This is a genomic window from Bacteroides celer (assembly GCF_002632415.2).
Classification (GTDB): domain Bacteria; phylum Bacteroidota; class Bacteroidia; order Bacteroidales; family Bacteroidaceae; genus Bacteroides.
The window spans coordinates 1,359,255-1,375,606 of the sequence record NZ_CP178209.1; the positions used below are offsets into that span (position 1 = coordinate 1,359,255).

Below are 16,352 nucleotides of genomic sequence, written 5' to 3' on the forward strand. Positions count from 1 at the left end.
TTGCTATAAAAAATCTTTGTAGTACCTTTGTTTTGCAATCATATAGCAATGTCAGAGAATCCATTAGTAAAGCTATTAAGCTACATACTCCCTTCGGAGTTCAACGAATATTTTGACCTTACCGATGTTAAGGAAGAAGAACGTGGCGTGGAGAAGATTCTCCATCTGTATCTTCACGAGAAGAACCTTCAGCCGGATGGTCACACAGAGCTGTCTCCCAACGGTTTCTACCCGGAATCATGCATCAACCACTTTCCTCTCAACGAGCACCGTACCGTTCTGCACGTATGCCGTCGCCGTTGGAAGGACGGTTTGGGCAGGACGTATAGCAGAGATTGGGAGTTGACAGCAAAAGGAACACGGCACACTAAGGAGTTTGCCGCTTTTTTAAAAGAATTCCTTGGATACATCCCCGATTACAGCCAGATCACTCCAGAAACCGTATCACATCAAGGCTGACGAGTTCGAACGTGCCTACAAGGATTTCCTCAGCGGTTACCGCACCTGGAAAGAATTGTCACATGCGGAGGACTGGCTTGTCTTCTATAAGAACATAGGGCCACAACTGAGCATTGACGAGACAGCGCTCTCTGACGGTGAACTTTATACAATAATCTCCAACAAGGCTGCCCATGGCGGCAAGGGAGCTATCGTGGCCATTATCAAGGGGACAAAGGTCGAGGATGTCGTAAAGGCGTTGATGCGCATCCTTTGGTACGAGAGGGCTAAGGTGCTGGAGGTAACGATGGACTTCTCCGAGAGCATGCATTCCATAGTAAAGCAGTGCTTCCCGTATGCCACGATAACCATCGACCGCTTCCATGTCCAGAAGGACTGCTACGATGCCATGCAGCAAGTGCGTATCAGGCACAGGCGCGAGGCCCAACGTACCGAAGTGGAAGCGCGCGAGCAGCACAAGCTCCGTAACAAGAAGAATGCCGAGGCACGAAAGAGACGTCTTGAGAAGAATGGAGGCAAACGGAAAGGAAAACAAGGACGGAAGCCTAACCGCAAGAATGAGAAGTACGAGCCTGTGAGGCTGTCAAACGGAGATACCGTCTGTGAACTCCTGACGCGCTCACGCTATTTGCTGATGACATCGGCAGATAAATGGACAGCGACTCAGAAAATCCGTGCAAGGCTGCTGTTTGAACTCTATCCTGATATGAAGACCGCATATTCAATCTCGCACTCTTTGCGCATGATTTTCAATAACAAAAACGCCACAAGGGAAAGCGGGAAGAAAAGCCTCGCCCAATGGTATGCAAAAGTCGGAGAGTTCGGAGACGAAAACTTCAACACTGTTGCAGCAACCATCTATGAACGGCAGGGAGAGATTCTCAACTACTTCATCAATCGGTCTACCAATGCGTCTGCTGAATCTCTTAATTCAAAGATCAAGCAGTTTCGAGCACAACTACATGGGGTTATAGATGTAAAGTTCTTCTTATTCAGACTCTCAAAGATATTTGGCTAAACACAGGTTTTTGCAAGTGCCCCGCATAACATGAATAAATAGAAATGTTTAGGTCTCATAATTCAGATTTTATGTTCGTTGCAAATGTAATGTATTGTTTTGAAATATCCGGTCGGAATTTGAAGAAAATGAGAGAAGAGGAGGGGAGATCTATGGAATATATATTTAGGCATGAATTACACTGAATACATAACTTAAAAATAGAAATTAGTATGTTCAGCGTAATCCATGCCTAAAGGGTTTTATGTACTATTTATAGCTTGCTTTTGTAAATCCGTGCCATTGCCTTTTGGTACTGATTTTCCAATTGCAGATAATTTTGATGACTTTGATAGATCACCGACACTTCAACGAAGTACTCGATCATACTAATTTGTCCACCTGTCAAAGCTTGTTTCAGCAATGCCAAATCTTGTTGCGACTGGAAAGTCTTGCTATATTCTTCCATTGAAGCATGCAGCGTTTTTGCTTCCCGGTAAAGCTGTGCCAATTCAGATTCCACTTGCAGGGTAGCATTATCCTTTTGCAAGTCGATGTTGAGTGCCTGCACTTTAGCAATTTTCACCTTATTCCGATTTTCGAAAAGCGGGAAGGAGAAGCCTACTACTACACCGTTGAAAGGCACACCTGTTTCCGTATTCCGACGGTAGCCGAGTTCCAACTTCGGCAGCCACTGGGATTTATTGACAGCGATTTGTTTACGTGCAACGAGACTCTCGTTGCCTAGTGCCATTAGAGTACGGTCCGTTGCCATGACTTCCGATTTCAACATTTGGTAATCGCTCGGGAGCGGTATAGCCGGATATTGGTTCTCTTCGAAGACCACCGGAATATTACCATTCAGTGTATTCAACTCCTGCTGTTTATTGCGGAGTGCCGTCTCGTTCAGAGACGCTTCCGTATTGACATTCAGTAGTTCCAAGTTGATTTTATTGGTTTCGAGCGCATTTGCATCTCCTGTTTGGAGACGCTTGGCATACATTCTAGCAAGCTCTTCCGCATTGCGGAGACGTTCCTCTAAAATATGCTTTTGCTGACGGAGCATAATAATATCCAGGCAGAGTTCTTTTGCCTGTAACAGCTTCTCCTGACGAAAAACATCCGCTTGGCTGTCAAAAGCTCCTGCCTTCAGGCGGTTCAACTTGTTACGTGTAGCATATAGACTGGGGAAATCAAAGCTTTGTGAAACAACCAGTTCACCGATTGTTTCGTTTTTATCTTTCGCTCCCCATAGATGCGCGTAAGAAAGAGTAGGGTCAGGCAAGTTATTATCCGTTTTGGCTTCCAGCTTCTGCGAAGTAATCAGTTGCTCGTTTGCCTGCAGCTCCCTATTGTTCGTTTCGATATTCTTCAATACCTGGTCAATTCCGTTTTGGGCTTGCACTCTGCCTATGGCTAAGAACAGAAGTGCAGTGCTTATGATTATGATTTGTTTCATTCTGATTTTCTTTATTTGTTACAAGCTTTCCTGAACCTTTTTCCGGTGCATCATCAGATAAACAATCGGAACTATAAAACCGTTCAGGAAAGTAGACGTTAATAATCCTCCTAAAATCACTTTAGCCATCGGACTCTGGATTTCGTTACCGGGCAAATCACCGGCAAGTGCCAATGGGATCAGTGCCAGTGCAGAAGACAATGCTGTCATCAAAATCGGATTCAGACGGTCGAGAGAGCCTTGAATTACACTGTCGTACACGTTCAAACCCTCTACCTGTTGCAAATGGTTGTAGTGACTGATTAACAGCATACCGTTACGGGTTGCAATACCGAATAAAGAGATGAAACCGATGATAGCCGGAATGCTGACTTCCCCTGTTGTAATCACCAAGGCAAAGACACCACCGATCAATGCCAGCGGAAGATTCAGCAAAATAACCCCGGATTCTTTCACACTGCGGAACTCATTGTACAGCAACAGGAAGATAACCACGATACTGATAAATGAAGTCAACGCCAACGTCCGGCTGGCAGCCTGCTCGCTTTCAAACTGTCCACCATACTCGATATGATAACCTTCGGGTAATTGTACCGATGTGTCGATGCGTTTCTGAATATCATTCACGACACTGCGCAAATCACGATCGGCCACATTGGCGGAAATGACAATTTTACGTTTCACATTCTCGCGGTTGATCGTATTCGGACCCATGGCCGATACCACTTCCGCTACATAGCTCAAAGGAACTTTTCGGCCGTCGTTCGTGTCTACCATCAGGTTACGGATTTTCTCCATCTCATCCCGGGCATCATCCTTCACTTTTACGATCAGGTCAAAACTCTTGCCCTGTTCATACACTTGTGAAATCACTTTTCCAGCCAAAGCTACATTCACATATTCCGAAAATTCCGGCAGGGTAATACCGAACTTAGCCAGCATTTCCCGTTTAGGCTGTATTTTCAGCTGCGGACGTTCAATCTGTTGCTCCACGTTCAGGTCGGCAACACCGGGAATGTCACTGATCGCTCCTTTGATTTGATTACCGAGTGAAAACATCTTATTCAGATCGTCACCGAATAACTTGATAGCGATATTCGCTTTCGTACCCGATAGCATTGCGTCGATACGGTGGCTGATCGGTTGTCCGATTTCTATGTTTGCTCCGGTGATCGTACCTAATTTTTCACGTACATCAGCTACCAGTTCACTGCGCGAGCGGTCTTTCAATTCGAACGGAGCTTCTATTTCAGAAACATTGACTCCTAACGCATGTTCATCCAATTCAGCACGTCCCGTTTTCCGGGCTACCGTTTGTATTTCGGGAATCGTCATTAATAACTCTTCGGCACGATGTCCCATTTTGTTGCTTTCTTCCAGCGAAATACCCGGCAGAGAACTGATATTGATAGTAAACGATCCTTCATTGAACGAAGGAAGGAAGCTGCGTCCAAGTGTGAAAAACACTCCGAGGGCAACTACAAAAAGTCCGATTGTACTTCCGAGAGTCACACGTTTATGTGCCAGTACCCAAGTCAGTGCTTTTTCATAAATCCCTTTCATCCAGCGGGCAACAGGAGCTTCTTTCAGTTTCTTGTTCGTCTTATTGCTTCCTAATAGATAAGAGCAGAGCACCGGAGTCAGTGTCAGGGCAACTATCGTAGACGCAAACAGGGCTACGATAAAAGCAACACCTAGTGGAACCAACATTCTGCCTTCCATGCCGCTCAAGAAAAATAACGGAACAAAGCTGACTACGATAATCAACGTTGAATTAAGGATAGGCATGCGCACCTCTTTCGACGCATTGAATACCACTTCGAGCGTACTTAGTCTTTCTGCTTCCGCTTTCAGGCGGTTCTCCCGCAGTCGTTTATATACGTTTTCCACATCGACAATGGCGTCGTCTACCAATGAACCGATAGCTATCGCCATACCTCCAAGACTCATGGTGTTGATTGTCAGCCCCATGTAGTGTAAAGTCAGGATCGAAACGAGCAGGGAAAGTGGTAGTGTCACCAATGAGATCAGCGTAGTACGTACATTTGTCAGGAACAGGAAAAGCACGATGACAACGAAAATACCTCCTTCAAAGAGTGATTTCTTCACATTGCCGATGGAGCTTTCGATGAAGCGGCTTTGGCGGAATATGTCCGTTGAAACTTTTACGTCCGGTGGCAGATTTTTCTGGAGGTCTTTCAGAGATGCTTCCAGTTTGTCCGTCAGTTCCAGTGTGCTGGTAGCCGGTTGCTTGGTAACAGTCATCAGGACGGCAGATTTACCGCGTTCTGAAGCAGTACCCAGCTTCGGAGCCTTCGGGCCGATGGTTACGTTTGCAATATCTTCCAGCGTGACAGGGAAGTTATTCACTGTCTTTACTACCGCTTTGCCAAGTTGCTCTGTTTTCGAAGTGGAGAGTACACCACGTACAATATATTCATTTCCGAATTCATAGAGCACACCTCCATTGGCATTTAGGTTCATATCCTGTGTTACAGCCATCACTTCTCCCATCGAGATGCCGTAATGACGCATCCGTTCGGGATCTAGCTGAATCTGATATTCTTTGATATCTCCTCCGAGCACAGCCACTTGTGCCACTCCTCCGGTAGACAGCAGGCGTGGACGGATGGTCCAGTCCGCAATCGTGCGAAGATCGAGCATGGAGGTGGAGTCGGCAGTCAGACCGATGATGAGCATTTCGCCCAAGATAGAAGATTGCGGTCCAAGAGTCGGTTTGCCGACATTGACCGGCAGTGATTCGCTCACCACCGCTAATTTCTCACTAACAATCTGACGGGCGAGATAAATATCCGTTCCCCAATCAAATTCTACCCAGACAACGGAAAATCCGTTAGTAGAGGAAGAGCGGACACGACGCACACCCGTAGCTCCGTTTACGGCAGTTTCAACAGGAAAAGTAACGAGCTGTTCAACTTCTTCCGCAGCCATACCGTTCGCCTCGGTCATGATTACTACCGTAGGTGCATTTAGGTCGGGGAATACGTCTACTTCCGTATGCATGGCGGTGTACGTTCCCGCAATAAGCAGGAGGATGGCCGCACAAACTACAACCAACCGGTTGTGTAGGGAGTAATGTATAATTTTATTAAGCATGATATTTCATTAATTGAGAGTTATAAATAACTTGATAGATGCGCCGCACAAAAAAACGGTTGCAACGCCTGGTCTCTTTAGTGTTCGTGGCTGTGTGCCGGGATTGCATTGCTTGCGCTTGTCAGTCGAACCTGATAAGCACCCTCGGTCACTACACGGTCGCCAGCCTTTACACCAGTCAGGATTTGAACGCTTTTGCCGTTGTCGGCTCCTATCGTTACTTCCTGTTTTTTATAATCCTCTTCGTCCAGTTGCAGATATATGAAGAATATGCCTTGTTCCTCTGTCAGCGCGGTGCGCGGAAGAGAAATCACGTTTTCCATTGCTGAAGAAAGCAGGAATACCTCTACGAATGAGCCGGGAATCACTTCCCCTTTATTGTCGAACTCAAAAGTGACAGGCACATAAAAAGAATTGTCTCCGGCAGCTTTTCCGAAAGAGAGAAGTTTACCGTTCAATGCTTTCAACTCGTACACCTGATTATTATAAGGAGTCTGGAAATTGGCGGAACTGATGGTGCGGAGATACGGGTAATACTTTTCCGACACTTCGGCACGGAGGAAAAGACGACGGTTCTGCGTCACGCTTACCAGCGGTTGTCCGATTGTCACATAGTCACCTTCTTTCACGAGAATACTTTTCACATATCCGGCAATAGGAGCCGTAATGCTTTGTCCGATAGCCGAATGATTCTTGGAAAGAGCTTCGTAACTAAGACGGGCGTTTTCGTAACTTTGCTCCGCTTGTGCAAAATCCTTGTCGGATACGATCTTGTTTTTAACAAGCTCCTTCATACGTTCGTATTCCTTCTTGGATACCTCGTAGGCAATGCGGGCACGTTGCACCGGATCACCATCGGCGATATTCTTTGAAGAAATAGTGACTAGCGGAGTGCCGCTGCCGACGCTCATTCCTTCCGTTACTTTTCCACGGAAAGATACCACGCCGGCTACTGTAGCTACGGCAACCGATTCATCCCCTTGAGCAGCCAGCACCTGTCCGCTGGTTTTAATCACTTGCTGGAAAGGTGCAGGTTCAATAACGCTCACCTTTACACCGGCTGCTTCAGCTTTCGCTTTCGGAAGAATGATTTCATCACTGTGGGCTTCGGCAGTTTCGTTGTGTTCATCGGCTGCTTCATGATTGTGTTCTCCGTTACATTCGCCTTCATGGGAATGATCGGGTCCTTCTGCCTCGTGATTATGTCCTTCCGCGGCATGATCGTGTTCATCGTGTGTGTGTGTGACGGTACTATTATTACAGGATCCCAGCACGAATAAGCCCAGGATTCCCACGAAAATAAGTTTTTTCATAATGATATTTTCCTACTAAATTTTACTGTTTTCTTTTTACGCTACAAAGATAAGGTAGCGCAGATGCAACTAATTTGCATTTACGCTTTTACGCAAAAACAGAGTAGGGAGGGGCACGAAGAGAAGTGGTACGATGAGTATCCGTACCATGCAGGGAGTCTCGGTAAACGTAATAGTTTTTAATCCGTTTCTCTTGCGGTCGTAATAAATGTTCGATGATTACATCCGTGAATAAGGTAGCGATGAATACATAATCCGGTCCGCTATCCGTATGTATGGATGGAGTGGGAGAGTAGAAACGAGTCATACATTCGCTGCTGCAACATGAGTCGTTTCCCGGGTGATGATGATGCGTGGGACATTGCTGTTCTACAGGCAAGTCCTGCTTCATGCAAATCATTCCGTTGGGGTGATGATGATGGGGAATAACCGCTGCCACCAACATAATAATGTTGATAAAAAACAGCAGAGTTACTATAATTCGTTTCTTCCCTTTCATCCTTTCTTTTAGAGAATTTATTTTTTTAGCGATTCTTTTTCTTTTTCCTGCAAACGTTCCAGCAATTCGGTTGCTGACACATAGATAACTTTTCCATCCGGTGTCCCCTGACTAAGGAGTGTGCCGTTGCGAGCATTTTTTTCCAGCAACCGCTTTTCTGCTAATTGAAGGCCGCGCCGTAATTTATCGCTCAATTCTTGCATTTCATTATTTGACATAATTCTTGATGCATTTAAAAAGTTCAAGTTCATATATCCGGTCCTCGCCGTTTTGGTAACCTTCGGCTACAATCACTCGAGGAGAAATACTGTTATCGGCTAACAGCCAGTAGTCTACACGCGGCATATATATCTGAAACAGATTATTAATACCTGCCTGATAGCGGCGGTAGATGACGCCCATCGGTACATTATGTCCCCCTTCATTGACCCGTTGTAATACACGGTTGACGGCAAGTTCCGGAGAATTCAGCCAAAAATAAATCAAGCTGATTTTATATCCGGTATTATGGGCTCTTTGAATGAGCCGGGTATATGAACGGGTTGCTAATGTCGTTTCAATAGAGAAACTTACTTTAGAAGCTAATAGTTCATCAATACGTTTCAACATCAGACGACCGGCTTCTATAGACATACTTTCTGGATTGAAAGGTGATAAGCCTTTGGCAATTTCATCCGCATTGACAAACTCTTTGCATAATAGAATTTCAGGTAGTACAGTGTAGGAAGCCGTAGTTTTACCAGCTCCGTTACATCCACTTATAATGTACAACTGCCTTGTTTCATCCATTCTTTTCTAAATACCTGTTTTAAATGATGTTGCAAATATACAAATACTTTTATTTCGCCTGTAGCCGATACCCTCTTTTTATTATTTATTATTTCTTTTCCAGTTCTTGCAACGAATCCATTTTCTTCTTTTCGAGGAACTCATAGATACCGCAAAGATGTTCCGTCACCTTTTGATTACCGAACTCATACACCTTGGTAACCAGCCCGTCGAGGAAGTCACGGTCGTGTGAAACGACGATCAGCGTACCATCAAAATCCAGCAATGCCTGTTTCAGAATATCTTTCGTTTTCATGTCCAGATGATTCGTCGGCTCATCCAAAATCAGGAGGTTGACAGGTTCCAGCAATAATTTAATCATAGCCAGACGGGTACGCTCTCCACCCGAAAGCACTTTGACCTTTTTCATCGATTCCTCGGGACCGCCAAACATAAACGCCCCCAGCAAATCACGAATCTTGTTCCGGATATCCCCTTTGGCTACATCGTCAATCGTTTGGAAAACCGTCAGGTTTTCATCCATCAGCGAAGCCTGATTTTGAGCGAAATATCCGATTTGCACATTATGTCCGAGAGTCAATGTACCGTCATGCTCAATCTCCTTCATGATACACTTCACGAGCGTAGACTTACCTTCACCGTTCTTACCAACGAAAGCTACCTTATCACCACGCTCAATCGTCAGATTTGCATTGCGGAATACCACTTTGTCTCCGTATGTCTTTCCAACACCCTCCATGATGACCGGGTAACTGCCCGAACGGGGCGAAGGCGGGAATTTCAGTCGCAATGCAGAAGTATCCTCCTCGTCCACTTCGAGCAATTCCAGCTTTTCCAGCATTTTGACGCGGCTCTGCACCTGCAACGTCTTTGAATAAGTCCCCTTGAACCGTTCGATAAACTCCTTCGTTTCAGCAATAAACTTCTGCTGCTCGTCATAAGCCTTCTGTTGCTGTTCGCGGCGATCCTTGCGCAGCTGCAAATATTGCGAGTAATTTACCTTGTAATCATAGATACGTCCCATCGTCACTTCGATGGTGCGTGTTGTAATATTATCCACGAATTTACGGTCGTGACTAATTACAATGACCGCTTTTCCATTATTAATAAGAAAATCCTCCAGCCATTGAATAGATTCGATATCCAGATGATTCGTCGGCTCATCGAGCAAGAGCACATCCGGTTTCTGCAACAGCAATTTGGCGAGTTCGATACGCATTCGCCATCCACCGCTGAAATCACTCGTCTGGCGTTGGAAATCTCCTCGGGCGAATCCTAATCCAAGCAATGCCTTTTCCACATCCTCTTCATAATTAGTAGCATCGATTGAATAAAACTTCTCGCTCAAACTGGACACTTCCTCGATCAGCGCCATGTAACTGTCGCTCTCGTAGTCCGTCCGTGTTTCAAGCTCCTTGTTCAACTTTTCGATCTGCGCTTCCATCTCATGAAGATGTGAAAAAGCCTGTGCCGTTTCGTCAAACACTGTTCTTCCGTCTTCCGTCATCAGATGTTGAGGCAGGTATGCTACTACGCAATCTTTGGGTGCGGAAACTTTTCCACGTGTCGGTTGCCGTGCGCCTGCCAAAATCTTCAGCAGCGTACTTTTCCCAGCCCCGTTTTTGCCCATCAGAGCGATGCGGTCTTTTTCATTAATTACGAAAGAAATATCACTAAATAAAGCAGTGCCGCCAAACTCTACGGCTAGTCCGTCAACAGAAATCATACTATTCTTTTAAATTGAGGCGCAAAGATAGCGAAATATATGAATATTTTTTATACCTTGCGGGCTGAAAAGGAAGATAGCTCTAAAAAAACAGATAAAAAAACAATATATAAGCGATATGGAAAGCGAACAAATGAATGAATTCAGACCTTTAATTTTGGTAGCTGAAGACGATGACAGCAGCTTTAAATTAATCAAGGCTATCATAGGCAAAAAGTGTGATATCGAGTGGGCTAAAAATGGCCAGGAAATGGTGGAGTTGTTTCAGCAACACCAGCAAAGAGCCAAAGCAATGCTGATGGATATTAAGATGCCGGTGATGAACGGATTGGAAGCAACGAAGATAATTCGTGAATCTAACACAGAAATTCCTATTATCATGCAGACGGCTTATGCTTTTAGCTCGGATAAGGAAAATGCAATGAATGCAGGAGTAACTGAAGTATTGGTGAAACCTATCACCTTGGGTATTCTCCGCACTACGTTGAGTAAATATTTACCCGATTTGCAGTGGTAAGATTGATTCTTACGAGATTTTTTTAATTTACCAAAAAAGTGCTTAAGCGTTAAAGACGTAAAAGCATGGAAAAGAAGTATGATTGGGTAGGAAAATGGTATTACTCTAACTTCATCTAATGCATTTGGATAAAATAAAATAGGCGAACCTCACGGTTGGCCTATTTTTGTTCGTCTTTGTTAATTTGTTAGAGTACAGAAACGACTCTATGTAAAGTCTCTCCTTTGAGAGATTTTAAGTTCATTATTTGTTTCCGCCAGCCCACCATACGGCCTCGCTATATACGTACTGTCCATCACCGAAAGCAGCTTTCACTTCAGGATTTGCCAATACATCGTCTGCTCCATAACCGAAGCGCAATGGGAATTTACTGCTGTTCTGCGGGTTTTTCAGTACAATGAAGTTTTCTCCTGCACCTTTCAGACGGCGGTAGTCATTATAGGCTTCCAGTGATTCGCCGGATGCGCCGAAGAAAGCAAGATACTTCTGTATCATTGTCTCTTGCAGAGGATTAGCATTGAACAAAGGTTCCACTTTATCCGTGAAATAGGCTTCTGCCACATCTGCACCCAAATCGCTGTCACCATCATATATCCAAGTGTCTGCGGCATCTATAATTGAATTTTCCAGATTCTCGAATCCGGCAGTGATTGCATTTTTCAAAGCAGTCTTAGCTTCGTCCAGTCTGTCTCCCAAACGGCACAATGCTTCTGCTTCAAGGAATTTCACTTCGTGATAGCTGATTAAAAGAGTAGGAGCCGACATAGCCCATGATATCATCGACATACCATAATTATTCTGCAACTCTTGCGGAGTTCCGTTAGGAGCCGCTTTGATGCCTGCGATGTCCGTAGCTTGCGTAGCTCCGTATCCATAAGTGATATATCCGGTAGGATCAGGTTCCAGGAATGCTTGCGGTGCTCTGGGGTCATTGCGCTCAACGAACTTTTCAATCAAACTTGCACTAGCTGCTAAACTGTTGCGGCTGTAGCTGAAGGACCAAAGCGGATTCAATTGCGAATCAGCATCGTAAACGGCCAACTTACATTCTTCACTTGCGTTGGCAAATGATTTGCTCACATAAGTAAGAATATTCTGAAGATCTGTAGTCTTGTTGGCACTTTTATTGAGCAGACGCATTGTATAACGTGCTTTTAACGCATAGGCCGTTTTAAGCCACATACTTGCCTGTGTACTGGTGTTTGAACCATAGATCAAGTCTTTAGAACCGACTGCACCGGATAAGCCCGTATCTTTGGCAGTACCGTTATTCAGTAGAGTGATGGCATCATCCAGGTTCTGCATTACTTCCTGATAGATACTTTCCTGTGTATCCATTTTAGGTTGCATATACATCGGTGTACCGTCCGGATTGAGGATACCTGTCTGGCTATACGGTGTGTTTCCAAACACATCGGCTGCCACAGCTCCATTGTAGGCGAGCAGGATTTTAGCAATCGCTTCCGTCACTACGTTTCCTTTTTCCGAAGGATCTTCTTCGCACTTCTTGATAATGATTTTAGCATTCTTGATATTTGAGTACACGTTGATCCATGCATTGTTGTAGGTAGTAGCCGTTGTGGGCTCTCCGCTGCGTACTTCCGCGCGGTAAAGCTGGTTGGATATACCCGTTTCATGTTCTATGTAAACAGAAGAATAGAGCGAGAAATCCCCTCCTACAGTGCTGAATGCAGTACTTACGCCTAAGTCCGTAATTAAGAACTTAGCGGGCGCATCCAACGGATTGTTAGGGTTTTCATTGATTTTATCCATTGCGTCTTCCGTACAAGCAGAAGCAATGGCAGCAGTCAAGAAAGAAACTGCTAGCAATTTTCCTATTGATTTATATTTTTTCATTGTCTTGCAGATTAAAATTTAATGTTGAAACCAAGGCCGAAACTAGCTGTTTGCGGCATTGAATAATCTTCAAATGCTCCTGCCATGTTGTTGTTACCCTGACTGGCTTCCGGATCGAGGTCGGGCAATTGTGCCCAGATCAAGATGTTTCTGGCAAATGCATTCACAGAAAGTTCAATCGAACGTTTTTGAAGAATTTTGTAGTTGACAGCTACTTCACGCAGTTTGATGAAAGAGTTGTCATACACTGAAGATTCGTTGATATCGTTCAGACGGCTGTAATATACCTGTTGTGCGTTTGCACCAGTGATGGCGATATCATTTTTAGTTCCATCAGTTTTATATCCGTCGAAGATGATAGTACCTTCACGATTTTCCGTTCTCTTGCTGACACCATAGTAGTCTGCCAGTCCGGTTGTTCTACTGTACATCTGCCCACCCTGTTTCCAGTCGAGTACTGCGCTGATAGTACACTTCCATAAGCGTAATGTGGTGTTGAAGCCCATCAGGAAGTCCGGAGAAACCTTGCCGATTACCTGTGCTTCACCAGCAATAGGAAGACCGTTTTCGTCTACCAGACGATTGCCGTTTTCATCTCTCTTGAAACCTACACCATAGATTACAGGGAATTTTTCACCTGCTGAAGCGCGTACCTGTGGAGTAACGTAACCACCCAGGGAGATATTTTCTACACCCGGTGCCAGTTCATCTACGTAGTTGTCGATCTTTGTCCAGTTGAATGCAAAATCCCAATTGATATTCTTCGTTCGGATGGGGTTGAAGCCGAGAGTGAATTCATGCGTGTTGGTATGAATCTTTCCACCGTTGGTGAGTAGTTTGCTAGCACCGGTAGAAGAAGCCAAAGGCACTTCGAAAATCTGGTCTTTTACATTCTGGCGTGAGTACGTATAACTGAATGTGATTAAGTTATCGAGGAAGTTCACGTCAGCACCCACTTCATACGAACGTGTGTTCTGCGGTTTCAGTTTCGGGTCGAAAATCGTGTAGTACGGAGTATAGGCGGTAGTGCCTTTCATCGGGTACATGATTGGAGTCAGCATATAGAAACCACCTCCGTATGTCGGAGTCGAGTAGTAGTTTTCGAGGAAATCTCCTGCCTGTCCTACTTCCGCATAAGATACTCTCAATTTAGCGTGATTAACGACATTGTTTTTCAATGCATCCAATTCCGTCAGGATAAAACCGGCCGAAATAGAAGGATAGAAGAACGAGCGGTTGTTGCGTGGCATATTAGATACGTAGTCCTGACGTCCGGTGAGGGTCAGATAAAGCATATTTCTGTAAGAAGCCGATATGTTACCGAAGAATCCTACTGTACGGTTTTTCCATGTCTCTTCCTCCGTCTGTTGAGTAGTGGCGTTGTTGATGTGGTTCCATCCCGGGAAGTTGTAGTTCGTACCATATTCATAATACTTCTTTCTGTTGCTTTGGATAATTTCGTTACCCACTACCGCATTCAGTCCCCAGTCTTCATTGATGTGCCAGTCGTAGTTGATGGTCAGTAAAGAGTTGTATGTAGCGTTCGTCCAGCCGTAGTTCTCGATCTGTCCGCGACCGCCACCGGTGTTACTACCGTATCCGTAGCTATCTACGTAATGAGTGGTGTAAGCATCTACACCAACCATGTATTTAGCGTTCAACTTGTGGTTCGTTGTGCCGAAATCAGTCTGATAGCTTGTATATACGTTTCCGAAGAAACGGTTGGTATCTTCCGTAAATTTGTTGTTCTCCATCGCCCAGTAAGCGTTGTCAAAACTGCCACGGAAAGAATTTTGTGCGTACAGGTTGCCGTCTACATGGCTTGGAATCCCGGCCAGATCATAACTGGGAGGGGCTGCGTAAACCGTTCTCAACAGACCGTTACCGGAAGTCACCGCTTTATCGATGGAAGTGGTGATGTAGTTAGCTGTAAATCCGGAACTCCAGTTACTAGTCAGTTTGGTGTCGGCACTAACCTTTACATTATATCTATCCATACCGGTGCTTGAGATAATACCGTCCTGGTGCGTATTTCCCAATGAGATAGAGTAGGAACTTTTTTCGAGCATCTGCGCGACATTCAGTGAGTTGCTCCAGGTAATTCCTGTATCGAAGAAATCTTTGGCATTGTCATATGCCTGTGGAGTGGCCCATGGGTCAAGACCGGCTGACGCACGTTGGGGTACATAATATTTTCCCTGTTGCTTACCGTACTGTTGAGTGTATTTGTTGTCCGTGTTACCACCATACGTTGCATCGTTGGGAAGTTCGGAAATTTTAGGTCCCCAAGAGGTTCCCGAAGTGGGACTGAATTTTCCACCCGAACCTTGTGCGTATGTTTTCTGGAACTCCGGCAGACGGCCGACTACATCGAAGCTGACATTAGAAGAGAAGCTAACCTGCGGTTTGCCTTTTTCCAATCCTTTACCACTTTTGGTCGTGATGATAATCACACCATTGGAAGCACGGATACCATAAAGCGCAGAAGCAGCCTGACCTTTCAAAATGTTGATACTTTCAATATCATTAGGGTCGATATCCACTGCACGGTTGGCGAAGTCCGCTCCGCTCACACTACCATTGTTCTGGATATCTGTGCTAACGTCAGGAGTACTGGTCACCGGCATTCCGTCGATAACGTAAAGCGGAGTGTTGTCACCCGAGAAAGAACGTGCACCACGGATGGTGATCTGTGAAGAAGCTCCCGGCATACCACTTGAAGGCTTCACGTCCAAACCGGACACCTTACCTTGCAACGCTCCCGCCAGATTAGAGTTGGCAGCTTGCGTCAGTTGATCTGATTTTACGTCCTGAACGGCGTAGCCCAGTGCTTTTTTCTCGCGTGAGATACCCATGGCTGTCACCACAACCTCATCCAGTGCCTTCGCGTCGCTTTTCAAAACAACTTTTATCACTCCCGGTTTGATGGAAACGTCTTGCGAAATCATTCCTACATAAGAAACGCGCAAAGTTTTAGCAGAACTTGGTATGTAGAAGTTTCTGCCTTTATCATTGTTAATAGTTCTTTAACCCTTTTGAAGGTGCAAAATGATAAAAAGATACCGTTTTGGAGGTAATAATGTTCTCTTTTTCTTGAAAAGCCTGATTTTAGTGCTATCTTTATGACAGAAACTATCTTTTAAAAGATGCTAAATTTAAAAGAAGTTGTTTTAACCTATCAGTTTTTAGAAACTTATTGCTTTCAAAACGATATTTTTTAGTTAAATACGTAACACTTTTTTCGATTTGTCATAATTCGTGTTATCTTTGCAACCTGTTAGAGACAAAAAATCTGTTTATAGGTTAAATTTAAGAGAGAATTTATGAAAAGAAAATTGATGTTCTTAATGACCTTCCTTTTTATAGGTATAGGTCTGGTGACAGCGCAAACATCCAGAGTTACCGGTTTGGTTACCTCTGAAGAAGATGGGCAACCTGTCGTAGGTGCTTCAATATTGGTGAATGGCACTACCCTTGGTACTATCACTGATATTGACGGTAAGTTTACAATCACGAATGTACCAAGTTCTGCTAAGACTTATTGATCTTTTTTTCTCCCTTTCCTCGTGCTTTTTTTCTCCTATCTTATTGTTTTTCAATGTTTTTGTTTCGGATTTTA

13 protein-coding genes are annotated in these 16,352 nt (G+C 44.6%); 4 read left to right on the forward strand and 9 right to left on the reverse strand.

Annotated elements, in window-relative coordinates:
* The first annotated feature begins 48 nt into the window (after positions 1 to 48).
* Both CJF29_RS05050 and CJF29_RS05055 read left to right on the forward strand, forming a co-directional pair.
* Positions 49 to 459, forward strand: a complete 411-nt coding sequence (locus tag CJF29_RS05050) for a hypothetical protein (RefSeq protein ID WP_002558307.1) — start codon at positions 49 to 51, stop codon at positions 457 to 459.
* A complete protein-coding gene (locus CJF29_RS05055) occupies positions 401 to 1,477 on the forward strand; it encodes a transposase (protein ID WP_002558306.1) in 1,077 nt (358 codons plus the stop codon). Before CJF29_RS05050 ends, CJF29_RS05055 begins: the two co-directional genes overlap by 59 nt.
* 253 nt (positions 1,478 to 1,730) lie before the next feature.
* Here CJF29_RS05055 and CJF29_RS05060 read toward each other — a convergent pair whose 3' ends face one another.
* The 7 genes from CJF29_RS05060 to CJF29_RS05090 all read right to left on the reverse strand — a co-directional run bounded on the left by CJF29_RS05060 (position 1,731) and on the right by CJF29_RS05090 (position 10,359).
* Complete coding sequence (locus CJF29_RS05060; RefSeq protein WP_099147115.1) at positions 1,731 to 2,915, reverse strand: TolC family protein; 1,185 nt, start codon at positions 2,913 to 2,915, stop codon at positions 1,731 to 1,733.
* Positions 2,916 to 2,933: 18 nt separating this feature from the next.
* On the reverse strand, positions 2,934 to 6,032 hold the full coding sequence (locus CJF29_RS05065) for an efflux RND transporter permease subunit (RefSeq protein ID WP_099147114.1): 3,099 nt from the start codon (positions 6,030 to 6,032) through the stop codon (positions 2,934 to 2,936).
* Between the two features lie 77 nt (positions 6,033 to 6,109).
* Positions 6,110 to 7,345: an efflux RND transporter periplasmic adaptor subunit gene (locus tag CJF29_RS05070; RefSeq protein WP_099147113.1), complete on the reverse strand. Its 1,236-nt coding sequence runs from the start codon at positions 7,343 to 7,345 to the stop codon at positions 6,110 to 6,112.
* Between the two features lie 88 nt (positions 7,346 to 7,433).
* Complete coding sequence (locus tag CJF29_RS05075; RefSeq protein WP_004306814.1) at positions 7,434 to 7,844, reverse strand: DUF6769 family protein; 411 nt, start codon at positions 7,842 to 7,844, stop codon at positions 7,434 to 7,436.
* Positions 7,845 to 7,861: 17 nt separating this feature from the next.
* Positions 7,862 to 8,062: a hypothetical protein gene (locus tag CJF29_RS05080; RefSeq protein ID WP_099147112.1), complete on the reverse strand. Its 201-nt coding sequence runs from the start codon at positions 8,060 to 8,062 to the stop codon at positions 7,862 to 7,864.
* The gene (locus CJF29_RS05085) at positions 8,052 to 8,633 is read right to left on the reverse strand and encodes a zeta toxin family protein (protein ID WP_099147111.1); all 582 of its coding nucleotides are present in this window, start codon (positions 8,631 to 8,633) and stop codon (positions 8,052 to 8,054) included. Before CJF29_RS05085 ends, CJF29_RS05080 begins: the two co-directional genes overlap by 11 nt.
* 88 nt (positions 8,634 to 8,721) lie before the next feature.
* A complete protein-coding gene (locus CJF29_RS05090) occupies positions 8,722 to 10,359 on the reverse strand; it encodes an ABC-F family ATP-binding cassette domain-containing protein (RefSeq protein ID WP_099147110.1) in 1,638 nt (545 codons plus the stop codon).
* Positions 10,360 to 10,477: 118 nt separating this feature from the next.
* Here CJF29_RS05090 and CJF29_RS05095 point away from each other — a divergent pair, with 118 nt between their 5' ends.
* On the forward strand, positions 10,478 to 10,876 hold the full coding sequence (locus CJF29_RS05095) for a response regulator (protein WP_099147109.1): 399 nt from the start codon (positions 10,478 to 10,480) through the stop codon (positions 10,874 to 10,876).
* Between the two features lie 243 nt (positions 10,877 to 11,119).
* On the opposite strand, the gene CJF29_RS05100 is transcribed toward CJF29_RS05095, so the two are convergent.
* Positions 11,120 to 12,733, reverse strand: a complete 1,614-nt coding sequence (locus CJF29_RS05100; protein WP_099147108.1) for a SusD/RagB family nutrient-binding outer membrane lipoprotein — start codon at positions 12,731 to 12,733, stop codon at positions 11,120 to 11,122.
* 11 nt (positions 12,734 to 12,744) lie between these two features.
* A complete protein-coding gene (locus tag CJF29_RS05105; protein WP_099147107.1) occupies positions 12,745 to 15,702 on the reverse strand; it encodes a SusC/RagA family TonB-linked outer membrane protein in 2,958 nt (985 codons plus the stop codon).
* A 354-nt stretch (positions 15,703 to 16,056) separates the two neighbouring features.
* Here CJF29_RS05105 and CJF29_RS05110 point away from each other — a divergent pair, with 354 nt between their 5' ends.
* The gene (locus tag CJF29_RS05110; protein ID WP_004297975.1) at positions 16,057 to 16,278 is read left to right on the forward strand and encodes a carboxypeptidase-like regulatory domain-containing protein; all 222 of its coding nucleotides are present in this window, start codon (positions 16,057 to 16,059) and stop codon (positions 16,276 to 16,278) included.
* The last annotated feature ends 74 nt before the right edge of the window (positions 16,279 to 16,352 follow it).